The organism is Bordetella genomosp. 11, assembly GCF_002261215.1.
Classification (GTDB): Bacteria; Pseudomonadota; Gammaproteobacteria; order Burkholderiales; family Burkholderiaceae_B; genus Bordetella_C.
In genome coordinates, this window is sequence record NZ_NEVS01000004.1 from 1670630 (window position 1) to 1683650 (window position 13021).

Sequence of the window (13021 nt, forward strand, 5' to 3'; positions counted from 1 at the left end):
ATGGCCTATCTGACCGCCATCGTGACGGCCATATCCATGGCCACCTTCCTGGGCATCATCGCGTGGGCCTGGTCCCGCGGCCGCCAGGCCGCCAACCGGGACGCCGCGCTGCTGCCCTTCGCCTTGCCCGACGAATGCACGACGCCGCAATCCGGCATGGGAAACCGCCATGAGTGACTTCACCACGCCCGTCTGGGGTTATTTCGTCGGCGTCGTCGCCATGACCGGCATCGTCTGGTGCCTCTGGCTGCTGTACACCCAGCGCCGCTGGCTGGGCAAGGCGCCCGCCAACGAGCCGACCAGCACGGGGCATGTCTGGGATGGCGACCTGACCGAACTGAACAATCCCGTCCCGCGCTGGTGGACGGTCATGTACCTGTTGATGTGCCTGTTCGCCGTGGGTTATCTGGTGCTGTTCCCCGGCCTGGGACACTACGGCGGCACGCTGGGCTATACCAGCGCCGACGACCTGCAGCGCCAGCGCGCCGCGCAGGACGCGGCCACGCGGCCCTTGTACGCCCGCTACGAAAACATGCCCGTGCCCGACATCGCGCGCGATACCCGGGCCATGGAGATCGGCCAGCGCCTGTTCCTGAACAACTGCGCCCAATGCCATGGTTCGGACGCCAAGGGCGCGCCCGGTTTCCCTAACCTGACCGACGGCGACTGGCTGTACGGCGGGTCGCCGGAGACCATCCTGCAGACCATCACCCAGGGCAGGCACGGCGTCATGCCGGCCTGGAACGGCGTCATCGATGCCCGCACCGCCTCCGATATCGCGGATTACGTGCGGTCCCTGTCCGGCCTGGGCGTGGACAAGTCGCGGGTGTTCAGCGGCAAGGATGCATTCGGCACCTATTGCGTGGCCTGCCATGGGGCGGACGCCAAAGGCAACCAGGCCCTGGGCGCGCCCAACCTGACCGATGACGTCTGGCTGTACGGCAGTTCGCAGCGCACGATCGAAGCCACCATCCTGAATGGCCGCGACAACAGCATGCCGGCGCAGGAAGGCGTGCTGACGCCGGCGCAGATCCGCATCCTGACCGCCTGGGTGTGGCGGCAATCCAATACGCCGGGCCAGCCATGAGCGTCGCCGATGCCCGGATCTACGCGCGGGCGGTCACCGGCCCCTACGCCAGCTGGCGCATCGTCTTCGTCTTCCTGACACAGGCCCTGTTCTACGGCCTGCCCTGGCTGCAATGGGACGGCCGGCAGGCCGTCCTGTTCGACCTGGGCGCGCGCCGCTTCTACCTGTTCGGCCTGGTCCTCTGGCCCCAGGACGTCGTCTACCTGGCCGTCCTGCTGGTGATCTCCGCGCTTGGCCTGTTCCTGTTCACCGCGCTGGCGGGACGGCTGTTCTGCGGTTATGCCTGTCCGCAAACGGTCTATTCGGAGATCTTTGCCTGGATAGAACGCAAGGTCGAAGGCGACCGCGCCGCCCGGCAACGGCTGGACCAGGGCCCATGGACGGCCCGCAAGCTGCGGCTGAAGGCGGCCAAGCACGCGCTGTGGCTGGGTATCGCATGGTGGACGGGCAGTACGTTCATCGGCTATTTCGCGCCGATCCGGCAGTTGGCGCACGACCTGTTCACCTTGCAGCTGGGGCCGTGGCAGTGGTTCTGGATCGTGTTCTACAGCGTCGCGACCTGGGGCAACGCCGGCTTTTTGCGCGAGTCGGTGTGCAAATACATGTGCCCCTATGCCCGCTTCCAGAGCGTGATGGTGGACCGGGACACCTTCGTCGTCACCTACGACAAGCGGCGCGGCGAGCCCCGCGGCGGCCGCTCCCGCCATGCCGATGCGGCCGCCCTGGGCCTGGGCGACTGTGTCGACTGCCACTGGTGCGTGCAGGTCTGCCCCACCGGCATCGATATCCGCGACGGGTTGCAGTACATGTGCATAGGCTGCGGCGCCTGCGTCGACGCCTGCAATGACGTCATGAAGAAGATGCAGTACGCCCCCGGGCTGATCCGCTACGCATCCGAGCGCGCCGTCGACGAAGGGCTCTCGCGCCGTGCCGCCATACGGCGGCTGCTGCGCCCTCGCACGATGGTGTACGGAACGCTGCTGGCCGGCCTGGTCGTCGCCCTGATGACGGCGTTGTGGCTGCGCCCGTCGCTGCGCATGGACGTCATCCGCGACCGCGGCGTGCTGGGCCGCGAGGTCGCGGGCGGCATGATCGAGAACGTTTACCGCCTGCAATTCATGAATACATCGGGCTCGCCCGTGCAGCTTGCGCTATCCGCCGACGGCCTGGACGGGCTGGCGCTGGCCTTGCCGGACGGCAGCACGACCGTACGGGTCGACGCCCTGGACAACAAGATCGTGGCGGTCGTCGCGCGCGCCCCGGCGGCGGGCGCCGCCCCGGGGGCCCATCGTATCGTCATCCACGCGCGCGGCACCGGTACCGACGGCGCCGCGCCCGCCACCGACGAAGCCGCCAGTTTCTTCATTCCGCAATGATGCCCGCCAAGCCCCTGCCATCCGGCCCTGCCGGTCCGCCATGCCCGCCAGGAGGCCCCGCCATGAGAGCAACCCCGGTCCCGCCACCCCGCCCCTGGTACCGCGAACCGTGGCCCTGGATCCTCATGGCGGGGCCGGCCGCCGTGCTGGCGGGCTGTGTCTTCACAATCTATCTGGCGGCAACCCGCTACACCGACCCGCCCATCACCGAAGGGGTCACACGCGAAGGCCTGGTCGTACGCAAGGTCCCGGCGGTCCGCGCCGCGCCGCCGCGGGTGCCGGCACCGGCGCATCCAGATGCGCCCGGCAAATAAATGCGCCGCGCCGCATGCGTGTGCGGCGCGGCGCCTTGCGGTTATGCCCCTGCGCGCGCGGACGGGTAACGGTTGGCACCCGCCCGCCGCGACCTGCCCCTCTACGGGGCCAGGGTTGCCGGCATGCCGACGGCCGCCACGAAGTCCTTGAAGTACTCGTCCAGCACCTGGCGGGTGAACTTGCCGATGGACGCGTACTCCACTTCGGTCAGGTTCGCCAGCGATACCCGTGCCGAGGTATCGACGACTTCGAACCCGTTGCCCGGCAGCAGCACCACACCGGTCTCTTCAGCCAGGCGGAACAGGAAGCGGATGCCGAGATCGCGCTCGACAAACCACTGTTCGAAGGCCGAGCCGTAGATCTTTCCGGCCAGCTCCTGCAGATCGATCAGCGTGTAGTAGTTGACGTCGTTCGGGCCGCGCTGGACCTCGATACCCATGCTGCCATACAGCGTCTGGTAGCGCTTGCGTATCAGTTGCTTGGCCGCCGTCTTGTAGCGTCCCTCGCGATCCATCAGGCCGTTCAGCGCGAACAGTGCCATTTGCAACTGCTGCGGCACCGATAGCCCGGCCGTGTGGTTGAGCGCGACCGCGCGGCTATCGGCCACCAGGCGGTCGATAAAGCGCAGCGCCGCCGGTTCGGCCGTCAGCGAGCTGTATCGGCGTGCCAATGCCTGCTTCTCGTCCTCCGGCTGGCTGGCCAGCGCCGCGTCCAGCACATTGTCCCGATGCAAGCCTATCGTGCCCAGCCGCCATCCCGTGGCGCCGAAGAACTTGGAAAACGAGTACACGCATAGCGTATTGCGCGGGCAGCGGGCGAACAGCGACACGAAATCGTCGGCGAAAGTGCCGTAGACATCGTCGGTCACGATGATGAGATCGGGGCGGGCGTCGGCGACGAGCCTGGCCAGCGCGTCCAGCGTCGCATTGGACAGCTTGTTCGACGGCGGGTTGCTGGGATTGACCAGGCAGAACACCTTGACGGCGGGATCCAGCAGCTTGGCCATTTCGCTTTCGGGAAACTGCCAGTCGGCATGTTCGTCCATGCGCACGTCGACCACATCCAGGTCGTACTCGGCCAGCGCCGGGATCTCCAGGTACGGCGAAAATATCGGCGTGGCCAGCGCGATCCGGTCGCCAGGCCGGATCAGCTTGTTCACCGCCAGGCTCTGGAAGATGTAGGTCATCGCCGCCGTTCCCCCTTCCGTCGCGAAGAGCGAAAAATCGCCGCTGCATGGGATCGGGCCGAACATCTCCTGCGCCAGGTAGGCTTTGACGATTTCCTCCACATGCCGGAGCATGCGCGGCGGAGTCGGGTAATTGCACCCCAGGAAGGCCGCCACCATCTCTACCAGGAAGGCGTCGCGGTCCAGCCCCAACTGGTCTTTCACGTAGGCGATGGCCTTGCGCAGGAAGATGACGCCCTCGCCGGTCGCGTGGTGCGAGGCGTAGGCCTCGAAGCGCTGCACGATGCCGCGCGCCTCGGGCAGGCCGCCGAACCCGCTGTCCAGGTAGGCGTAGGAACGCGCCGCTTCCTGCATGGCGAACTCTCCCAGTGCCAGGAATGCGTAGCGCGGCAGCGTCGCCAGGAAATTCGGATTGCCGCGTCCGGCATTCAGCATCAGCCGCTCGGCATCAGAGGACGCGGCGGCAGCGAGCTGGTCCTTGAGTTCGAACGGGCTCAAGGCAGAGAGCTTGGCGATATCCAGATCTAGCATGATGTGTCGTCCATTGGAAGTTAAGTGTCGCCGCGCCTGCGGCGACGCGATGGATAGGCCGCCGGTCAGGCGGCATTTTTGGAAACGAGGGCCACGATCACCGGGCCCCATAGCGTCAGGAAGACGTTGGCCACGGCGTAGGTCACGGTGAACGAGACCACCGGGGTGGCATTGCCCGCTTTCGCCAGCAGCGCGGCGAACGACGGGTTGGCGCTGCGCCCGCCGGCCACGCAGGCCAGGGCCTCGATGGGATTGCGGATGCGCAGCACGTAGTACGAGAAGAAAAAGGTAAGGATCTGCGGGATGATCGTGACGCCCACGCCCAGGAAGAACAGCGTCAGGCCGTACTGCCTGATGGCCGCCAGGGCCTGCGGGCCGGCGGTGATGCCGACGATGCCCACGAACACGGCCAGGCCGAAGTCGCGCAGGAAAGTGGACGCCCCCACGGGCAGCGCGGCGAAGCGCGGGTGGACATTGCGCAGCCAGCCGAACAGCAGGCCCGAAAGCAGGCAGCCGCCGCCGCTGCCGATGGACACCGGCACGCCCAGCAGCTTGAACTGGATCATGCCGATCAGCATGCCCAGGGTCATGCCTATCCCGAAGAACACGAAATCGGTGACGGCGCCCGCGCTGATCTTGTAGCCAAGACTGGACTGGACCCGATCCAGGTCCTTGGGAGTCCCCACGAAATGCAATTCGTCGCCGCGCTGCAGGGTCAGCTTGCGCAGCACGGGCAACTCTTCGCCCATGCGCCGCACGGCGGTCAGGAACACACCATGGCGCGACTGGATACTGGCATGGTCATGGATATCGCCCAGCTCCCGGTGGCACAGCGCGGGGTTGGTCAGAATGATCTCGCGCCGTTCTTCGACCAACTGCTGCCGCGGCGGCGCGATTTCTCCGCCCAGCATGCCGGCCATCGCGCCGATCAGCGACGCGCGGCCCGTGACGGCGACCTGGTCGCCGGCCTGGATGACCGTATCGTCTTTCAGATCCAGGGGCATTCCCTCGCGCCATACGGCCTCGATGGCGGCATCCGAGAGTTCGGCGTCGATGGCCATGGCGGTCTTTCCCACCGCCTTGTCGCCCGGGGCCACCGCATAGACCCGGGTGACGATGTGCTGCAGGGCGTCGAACTGGCCGGCTTCCAGTTCCAGCCGCCCGCCCGACAAGGTCCTGGCCAGTTTGACGGCCTCGGCGCGGATATCCCATTTCATGATCCATGGGAAGAACCACGTCACCATGATGATCGGCCCGAGCGAACCGAATATGTAGCAGACGGCGTAGCCCACGGCCACATTGGTCTGCATGGTGCTTGTCACAGCGGCAGGCAGGCCAAGCCGTGCCAGCGCGTCTCCGGCGGTGCCCAGGATGGCCGACTGGGTCAATCCCCCCGCCGCCAGGCCGGCCGCCATCCCGCGATCCAGGCCGAACAGCCATGCGGCCAGCAGCACGCACAGCAGACCCATCAGGCACATGACGAAAGCCGACACCAGTTGGTTCAGCGAACGCCGGTTCAGCGCATGGAAGAACTGCGGTCCGCCCTGGAAGCCGACCGCGTAGATGAACAAGGCGAAGAACACCGTCTTAAGGGCGGGGTCGAAATTGATCAGGCCAAGCTGGCCGACGATGACGCCGACCAGCAGCGTGCCGGCGATACCTCCCAGGACGAAAGTCCCGGCACGTATCTTCCCGACGAGGTAACCCAGTGAAATCGTGATGAACAATGCGATCAGCGGTTGGCTGACGATGAAATGGCGTAGGACGTCCATGTCGCGAGGCGCAAGCGCCTTCTCCAGGAATGCGGGTTGAACGGGACCATGCCGCCCGCCGGACGGCGGGAGGAGGATCGGAAACTGATGCGGGAAAGCGCCGCCTATCGGACTGCGCGCCGTGAACAGGCGCGTGAAAGGCATGCCTTGCTTGAAGAAGCATTGTCCGGACGGATGGGCATGCCGGATATCGGCATTCCATGGACACTTCTTGTAGGACGGCCCCTACACGGGGTGTCAAATGCGCAACCGGCCCGCAGGCCGATTGAAAGAATCACATCAGCAGGCCGTTCTCGGCGGCATAGCGCGCCAGTTCGGCATTGCTGCGAACGCCCATTTTTTCCAGGATGCGGGCACGGTATGTCGTGACGGTTTTGGGGCTTAGATGCAGTACCTCGGCGATGCGTGTCACGCTTTCGCCCTTGGCGATCATCTTCAGCACTTCGAGCTCGCGATTGGACAATGCCTCGTGCGAGGCCGAGGTGCCGCCTCCCATCATGAGGGCGAAGCGTTCCATCAGCGAAGGGCTGACGTACTTGCCGCCCGCGGCCGCCTTGCGCACCGCGTCGATCAGCGTGGAGGTCGGGCTGTCCTTGGTCAGGTAGCCGGCGGCGCCCAGCTTCAGCGCGCGCACGGCGTAGATGTCCTCGGCGTAGGTGCTCAGCACCAGAACGGCCAGGCCAGGCCGTTCTGCGCGCAGCGACTGCAGCAGGTCCAGGCCGTTCTTGCCGGGCAGCGCGATGTCGATCAGGGCGACGTCGAAGTCCGCGCTTTTGACCCGCTCCAGCGCCTGCACCGCGTTCTCGGCCTCGCCGGTAACGCGGATGTCGGTGGCGGAGCTCAGCATCAGGCGGACGCCATTGCGCACCACCGTGTGGTCGTCCACCAGCAGAACGTCTATGAATTCACCGGCCATCGAAATTACCTCGGACACCTGACTGCCGGGATTCTAAGCGACCTTACCGCGCCGGAGGAGAATCCGGCGAGTCCCGATGCGGGACCAGCAGCACCGGGCAGGTCGCCAGGCGGACGAAGCTTTCCGCCACGCTGCCCAGCATCACGCGCTGGAAACCCCGGCGGCCGTGCGTACCCAGCACCACCAGATCCACACCGGCGCTACTGGCCGTGCTCTCGATCTGTTCGGCGATGGTGCCGCTGAGCACACCGGCGTCCACCATCTTTACCTGGCCGGTCACGCCGGCGTCGCGCATCTTCGCCTGCACCTTGTCCAATACCGCCCGTGCCTCGGTCACCATGGCGTCGTGGAAAGGCTCCACATCGATGAAGGCGGACGAGTACATGGAACTGGGATACTCCACGATATACACGCCCAGCAGGCTGGCGTGCTCGGATTTCGCCAGCGAAATGGCGTGATCCAGCGCACGCTCGGAACACGTGCTGCCGTCGACGGCGACGAGGATATTTCGGTACATATCGGTCTCCAGAAAGATGCCCCCACTCTACCGGTGCCGCCGCCGGCGTTCATTGATATGGGTCAAGTTGACACAGGTCAACGCCCGGCCGTCCGGCCACGATCATCCTGAAGGCCAGCGCGCGGCGCGCGCGCCGACCGGTGCCCGCATGCAGACCTCTTCCTCCCCTCCTTCCGACGCCGGTGTCCTGCCCGGCGGGCGGCTGCCGCCGGCCGCTCCCGCCGATGGCCTGCGCGGGCTGTCGACCGCGCAGGCCGACGAGCGGCGCGCCCGTTACGGGCCCAACGTCGTCGGGTCGGCGGCACGGCGGACCTGGTTGCGCGCGCTGGGCGACGTGATTGCCGAACCGATGTTCCTGTTGCTGCTTGCCGCGAGCAGCGTCTATTTCGTTCTGGGCGACGTCACCGAAGCGCTGACGCTGCTGGTGTTCGTGGTCGCCATCGTCCTGCTGACGGTGTTCCAAAGCCATCGCACTGCCCGGGTGCTGGAATCCCTGCGCGAGCTGTCGGCCCCGCGCGCGCAGGTACTGCGGGACGGTCAACGGCGGCTCGTCTCCGCCGCCGATCTGGTGCCGGGCGACGTGGTTTTTGTCGACGAAGGAGCGCGCGTGCCCGCCGACGGCGTGGTGGCGGAGGCGCATGAACTGAGCGTGGACGAGTCGATGCTGACCGGCGAGTCCGTGCCGGTGACCAAGTCCGTGCCGCCGGGGACGCGGAACGCGGATGATTCCTTCGGCCGGCTTTTTTTCGGAACCATGGTGGTGCAGGGCCAGGGCAGGATGATCGTCGACTCGATCGGCGCCGATACGGCGCTGGGCCGCATCGGCAAATCGCTGACAGGCATCCAGGAAGCCCGTTCGCCGCTGCAGCGGGAAACCAGGACTTTCGTCAACCGCTTCGCCGTGGTGGCCGTCGCGCTGTGCCTGATGCTGGTCCTGGCCTACCGCTGGCGCTTCGGTGACTGGCTGGCCGGGATACTGGCCGGCGTCACGCTGGCGATGGGCATCCTGCCCCAGGAAATCCCCGTGATCCTGACCGTCTTCATGGCCTTGGGGGCGCGCCGCATCGCCAACGAAGGCGTATTGACGCGCCGCATGAGCGCCATCGAAACCCTGGGGCAGACCTCCGTGCTGTGCGTGGACAAGACCGGTACGCTGACGCAGAACCGGATGTCGGTGCGGGTGCTCGCCGCGCATGGCGAGCGACAGGTGGTCGACCCGGCGACGCCACGCATCGAGCCGGCATTCCACGAGCTGATCGAGTACCTGGTGCTCGCCAGCGAGATCGAACCGGTCGATCCCATGGAGATCGCCTTCCACGAAGCCGGCCGCACCGGCCTTGCCGGCACCGGACGGCTGCACGCGGATTGGCTGCTCGATCACGAATACGCCCTGACGCCGGAGCTGCCCGCCATGTCGCACGCATGGCGCACCCGCGAGCCGGGCCGTCACGCCGTGGCCTGCAAGGGCGCGCCGGAAGCGGTGTGCGACCTCTGCCATCTGGATCCGCGGGAAACCCGCGAAGTCCTGGACGAGGCCGCGCGGATGGCCTCCGGGGGACTGCGGGTGCTCGGCGTGGCCAAGGCGCGCCACGCCGAAGCCGGCTGGCCGGACAAGCAGCACGACTTCGCGTTCACCTTCGTGGGGCTGGTCGGCCTGCTGGACCCGGTGCGGCCGGAGGCCGCGGGCGCGATCGCGGAATGCCGGGCGGCCGGCATCCGCGTGGTGATGATCACCGGCGATTACCCCTCCACGGCGCGGGCGATCGCCGCCGAGGTGGGCATCGACGCCACCCGCATCGTGACCGGCCAGGAAGTCGCGGCCATGGACGACGCGGCGCTGAACGAGGCCATCGGCCACGTCGACACTTACGCGCGCGTCAAGCCGGAACAAAAACTGCGGCTGGTCAACGCGCTGCGGCAAAGCGGCCAGGTGGTCGCCATGACGGGGGATGGCGTCAACGACGCGCCGGCGCTGAAGGCCGCGCACATCGGCATCGCCATGGGCTTGCGCGGCGCCGAAGTGGCGCGCGAGGTGGCGTCCCTCGTCCTGCTGCGCGACGACTTCGCCCCCATCGTCTTCGCGATCCGGCTGGGACGGCGCATCTACGCCAATCTCGTCCAGGCCATCAGCTACACCGTCGCCGTCCATATCCCGATGATCGCCGCGGCCATGGTCCCGGTTTTCGTGGGTTGGCCGCCGATGCTGGCGCCGGTCCACATCGTCTTCCTGGAACTGATCATCAACCCCGTCTGCTCGGTCGTCTTCGAAAACGAACCGGCGCGCGAAGACCTGATGCGCGTTCCGCCGCGACGAGCCGGCGCGCGCCTGCTGTCGAACCGCACGCTGGCGCAGGGCGTGGCGGCCGGCATTCTGGCGGCCATCGCGGTACTGGCCGTGTACGCCGTCCTGCTGGCGCAGGGCCAGACGCAGGTTTACGCCCGCACCTTCGCCTTCCTGGCCCTGGTCGCGAGCAATGTCGGATTGATTTTCGTCGTCCGCCTGCTGCGCCATACCGGACGCCGTTCGCGCGCGCTGGGATCCAATCGCACGCTGTGGACGGTGGTTGGCGCCACCGCGGCCGTGCTCGTGCTGCTGATGAGCGTCCCTGCCCTGGCCGGGTTATTCGGCCTGGTGGCGCTGCTGCGCCCCTGACACCGGCCGGTTGCGGTGCGAGACGGCGGACTAGATCGGCGCGCTGCCCACGGACAGGCCACCGCAGGCGTACAGCACCTGCCCCGTCACGAAACGGGCGTCGTCGGACAGGAAGAAAGCAATCGTTCCGGCGATGTCCTCCGGCTGCCCGAGGCGGCGCAGCGGGATACGCTCGGCCAGCGCGCGGGCGGCCTCCTCGTCCATGGGATTGTTGTTCCGGTACAGCTCGGTCAGCACCGGTCCCGGCGCCACCGCGTTTACCGTAATACCGTGCCGGCCCAGCTCCAGCGCCCAGGTGCGCGTCATGCCGATCAGGCCGCTCTTGGCGCCCGCGTAGGCGGTGCGCCGCGCCATGCCCAGCGCGGCGCGGCTGGAAATATTGACGATGGCGCCCCTGCCCTTGGCAATCATTCCCGGCAGGCAGGCCTGCGCGCATTGCATCGGCGCGCGCAGCCCCAGTGCCAGGATGCGGTCCAGTTCCGCCGGCGTGGTTTCCTGCAGCGTGCTGGATGTGGTCAGGCCGGCATTGTTGACGACGTGATCGACCTGATGCGCGGCGGTAATGCGGGCGAGCACCTCCGCGGTGCGGGCCGCGTCCGCCAGGTCGACCTCGTGGAACTCGCCCGGGAAACCGTCCGCCGGCGCATGGCGCGCCAGCCCGATGACATGATGGCCATCGCGCGCCAGGCGTTCGGCGGTGGCCCGCCCTATGCCCCGGTTGGCGCCCGTTATCAGCGTGATCCTGTGCGCCATGATCAATCCACGTGCGCCCCGGAACGCTTGACCACGTCGGCCCACCGCGTCACCTCGCCTTGCACGAACGTGCCGAACTGCGCGGGACTGTTGGGCGGCGGCGGCAGCGTAATGCCGGACTGCTTGTAGATGCCCTGCAGCCGTGCGTTGGCCAGCGCCTTGTTCAGCGCGGCGTTCATTTTGTCGACGATGGCTGGGTCGGTATCCTTGGGCGCGAACAGGCCGAACCACGATTCCACGGAAAAATCGGGAAGCCCCGATTCGCGCAGCGTGGGGATGTCGGGCGCGAAAGGCGAACGCTGGGCGGTGGTGACGCCCAGCGCGCGCAGCTTGCCGGCCTGCACATTGGGCAGTTCGGTCGGCAGATTATCGAAGATGGAGTCGACCTGGCCGCCCAGCAGGTCCGTCATCGCCGGCCCGCTGCCGCGATACGGCACGTGCAGGATCTGGGTGCCGGTCTGGATCTTGAACAGTTCGCAGGACATATGGATGGCCGACCCTGTTCCCGAAGACGCACAGGTCAGCTTGCCGGGATGCGCCTTGGCATAGGCGATGTACTCCTGCACGTTGTGGATGGGCAGTTTGGGATTGACCACCAGCACGTTGGGTACGGTACCCAGCAAGGCCACCCCGCGGTAGTCGGCGGCGATGTCGTAGTTCAGGTTGGCGTAGAGCGTGCGGTTGATGGCGTTCGCCGTGGAACCCACGAAAAAGGTATAGCCGTCGGGCGCGGCGCGCTTGACGAACTCGGCCCCGATATTGCTGTTGGCGCCCGTCCGGTTCTCTACCACGAAGGGATGGCCGGATTGCTCGGTCAGGACGCTGGCCACCGCGCGCGCGATGATGTCCGTGGTACCGCCCGGCGCGTAGCCGACGACCAGGTTTACCTGCTGCGCGGGCCACTTGGCGGCGCCCTCGCCGGCGTGGGCAGCGCCCATCGACGTCCATGCCGCCAGCCCGGCGGCCAGCCATGCGTGTCGCTTCATTTGCTGTCTCCTTGTTGCCACTGGCGTGGCTTGTACATGTGTGCGCCCCTCTGCGTGGGCGCTCGCCGCGCAAAGCGCGGGTCTACCTGGGGGCCGTGCCCTGGATCGTGATCCGGTGCATGGCCCGGCGCTGCCCGGGATAATCGTTGATGGCGTAGTGCATGGTGCAGCGATTGTCCCAGAAGGCCATCGAACCCTGGCGCCAGCGGAAGCGGCAGGTGTTCTCCGGCCTGGCGCTGTGCTGGTAAAGGAACTGCAGCAGCGGCAGGCTTTCCTCGCGCGTCATGCCTTCGAAGGAATACGTGAACGGATGGTTCACGAACAGGCACTTGCGCCCCGTTTCCTCATGCGTGCGCACGACCGGATGCACGCTGTCGATCACGCCCACGTCTTCGCGCAGTTTGGTCGATCGCGTGGCGTTGCGCGCCTGGGAATTGGCGGACAGGAAATTATTGCTGTGCACCGCCCGCATCCCGCCCAGCATCTCTTTCATCCCGTCGGACAGGGTGTCATAGGCACGATACAGATTGCACCACAGCGTATCCCCGCCGACGTCCGGCACTTCCCGCCCGTAAAGAATGGACCCCAGCGGCGGCGTCGGATGGTATGTCTCGTCGGTATGCCAGGTATCGCCGATGACGTCCTTGTCCGTCGGCTCCTTGACCACCGGCATGATCTGCGGATATTCAGGCAGCGTGTGGTAGACCGGCGTCATGCTGATTTCACCGAAATATCGCGCGAAGGCGATGTGCTGTTCCGGCGTCAGTTGCTGGTCGCGAAAGAACACCACCTGGTGGTCCAGCAGCGCCTGGCGGATTGCCGCCACCTCCCCGGCCGCGAGCGCCCTGGAGACGTCCACATCCAGCAGCTCCGCGCCGATCACCCCCGTCAATCTCACAATTCGCATGTCATCCTCGCCTCGATCCGGT

The 13021-nt window shown here is 66.8% G+C and carries 12 protein-coding genes; 5 read left to right on the forward strand and 7 right to left on the reverse strand.

The genetic code is table 11. The annotated features are described in order from the left end of the window. From CAL28_RS15180 to CAL28_RS15195, 4 genes are all read left to right on the forward strand, one after another. Entirely contained in the window at window positions 1-177 is a 177-nt protein-coding gene (locus CAL28_RS15180) for a cbb3-type cytochrome oxidase subunit 3 (protein WP_094842147.1), read from the forward strand. Next, on the forward strand, window positions 170-1087 hold the full coding sequence (gene ccoP, locus CAL28_RS15185; RefSeq protein WP_094842148.1) for a cytochrome-c oxidase, cbb3-type subunit III: 918 nt from the start codon (window positions 170-172) through the stop codon (window positions 1085-1087). Before CAL28_RS15180 ends, ccoP begins: the two co-directional genes overlap by 8 nt. Beyond that, complete coding sequence (gene ccoG, locus CAL28_RS15190) at window positions 1048-2463, forward strand: cytochrome c oxidase accessory protein CcoG (protein ID WP_440588435.1); 1416 nt, start codon at window positions 1048-1050, stop codon at window positions 2461-2463. The genes ccoP and ccoG overlap by 40 nt, the downstream gene beginning before the upstream one ends. A 62-nt stretch (window positions 2464-2525) precedes the next feature. After that, on the forward strand, window positions 2526-2777 hold the full coding sequence (locus tag CAL28_RS15195) for a hypothetical protein (RefSeq protein WP_094842150.1): 252 nt from the start codon (window positions 2526-2528) through the stop codon (window positions 2775-2777). A gap of 101 nt (window positions 2778-2878) precedes the next feature. Here CAL28_RS15195 and CAL28_RS15200 read toward each other — a convergent pair whose 3' ends face one another. The 4 genes from CAL28_RS15200 to CAL28_RS15215 all read right to left on the reverse strand — a co-directional run bounded on the left by CAL28_RS15200 (window position 2879) and on the right by CAL28_RS15215 (window position 7700). Then, window positions 2879-4495 carry a bifunctional aspartate transaminase/aspartate 4-decarboxylase gene (locus CAL28_RS15200; RefSeq protein ID WP_094842151.1) on the reverse strand — a complete coding sequence of 539 codons (1617 nt, stop codon included), beginning with the start codon at window positions 4493-4495 and terminating at the stop codon, window positions 2879-2881. A gap of 65 nt (window positions 4496-4560) precedes the next feature. Further along, window positions 4561-6267 (reverse strand): aspartate-alanine antiporter, encoded by a 1707-nt coding sequence (gene aspT / locus CAL28_RS15205; protein ID WP_094844644.1) that lies wholly within the window; start codon window positions 6265-6267, stop codon window positions 4561-4563. 274 nt (window positions 6268-6541) lie between these two features. Further along, on the reverse strand, window positions 6542-7183 hold the full coding sequence (locus tag CAL28_RS15210; RefSeq protein ID WP_094842152.1) for a response regulator: 642 nt from the start codon (window positions 7181-7183) through the stop codon (window positions 6542-6544). A gap of 43 nt (window positions 7184-7226) precedes the next feature. Beyond that, the gene (locus CAL28_RS15215) at window positions 7227-7700 is read right to left on the reverse strand and encodes a universal stress protein (protein ID WP_094842153.1); all 474 of its coding nucleotides are present in this window, start codon (window positions 7698-7700) and stop codon (window positions 7227-7229) included. Between the two features lie 148 nt (window positions 7701-7848). Between CAL28_RS15215 and CAL28_RS15220 the strand changes: the two genes are divergently transcribed. Beyond that, window positions 7849-10353 (forward strand): cation-translocating P-type ATPase, encoded by a 2505-nt coding sequence (locus tag CAL28_RS15220; protein WP_094844645.1) that lies wholly within the window; start codon window positions 7849-7851, stop codon window positions 10351-10353. A 30-nt stretch (window positions 10354-10383) separates the two neighbouring features. On the opposite strand, the gene CAL28_RS15225 is transcribed toward CAL28_RS15220, so the two are convergent. From CAL28_RS15225 to CAL28_RS15235, 3 genes are all read right to left on the reverse strand, one after another. After that, window positions 10384-11106 (reverse strand): SDR family oxidoreductase, encoded by a 723-nt coding sequence (locus CAL28_RS15225; protein WP_094842154.1) that lies wholly within the window; start codon window positions 11104-11106, stop codon window positions 10384-10386. 2 nt (window positions 11107-11108) lie between these two features. Next, a complete protein-coding gene (locus CAL28_RS15230; RefSeq protein ID WP_094842155.1) occupies window positions 11109-12092 on the reverse strand; it encodes a tripartite tricarboxylate transporter substrate binding protein in 984 nt (327 codons plus the stop codon). An 82-nt stretch (window positions 12093-12174) separates the two neighbouring features. Continuing rightward, window positions 12175-12999 carry a TauD/TfdA dioxygenase family protein gene (locus CAL28_RS15235; protein ID WP_094842156.1) on the reverse strand — a complete coding sequence of 275 codons (825 nt, stop codon included), beginning with the start codon at window positions 12997-12999 and terminating at the stop codon, window positions 12175-12177. Between the last annotated feature and the right edge of the window lie 22 nt (window positions 13000-13021).

What these genes read in the sequence shown, in the direction of transcription:
- CAL28_RS15180 (WP_094842147.1), top strand. Translation starts at nt 1, where the DNA reads ATGGCCTATCTGACCGCCATCGTGACGGCCATATCCATGGCCACCTTC.
- ccoP (WP_094842148.1), top strand. Translation starts at nt 170, where the DNA reads ATGAGTGACTTCACCACGCCCGTCTGGGGTTATTTCGTCGGCGTCGTC.
- CAL28_RS15195 (WP_094842150.1), top strand. Translation starts at nt 2,526, where the DNA reads ATGAGAGCAACCCCGGTCCCGCCACCCCGCCCCTGGTACCGCGAACCG.
- CAL28_RS15200 (WP_094842151.1), bottom strand. Translation starts at nt 4,495, where the DNA reads ATGCTAGATCTGGATATCGCCAAGCTCTCTGCCTTGAGCCCGTTCGAA.
- aspT (WP_094844644.1), bottom strand. Translation starts at nt 6,267, where the DNA reads ATGGACGTCCTACGCCATTTCATCGTCAGCCAACCGCTGATCGCATTG.
- CAL28_RS15210 (WP_094842152.1), bottom strand. Translation starts at nt 7,183, where the DNA reads ATGGCCGGTGAATTCATAGACGTTCTGCTGGTGGACGACCACACGGTG.
- CAL28_RS15215 (WP_094842153.1), bottom strand. Translation starts at nt 7,700, where the DNA reads ATGTACCGAAATATCCTCGTCGCCGTCGACGGCAGCACGTGTTCCGAG.
- CAL28_RS15220 (WP_094844645.1), top strand. Translation starts at nt 7,849, where the DNA reads ATGCAGACCTCTTCCTCCCCTCCTTCCGACGCCGGTGTCCTGCCCGGC.
- CAL28_RS15225 (WP_094842154.1), bottom strand. Translation starts at nt 11,106, where the DNA reads ATGGCGCACAGGATCACGCTGATAACGGGCGCCAACCGGGGCATAGGG.
- CAL28_RS15230 (WP_094842155.1), bottom strand. Translation starts at nt 12,092, where the DNA reads ATGAAGCGACACGCATGGCTGGCCGCCGGGCTGGCGGCATGGACGTCG.
- CAL28_RS15235 (WP_094842156.1), bottom strand. Translation starts at nt 12,999, where the DNA reads ATGCGAATTGTGAGATTGACGGGGGTGATCGGCGCGGAGCTGCTGGAT.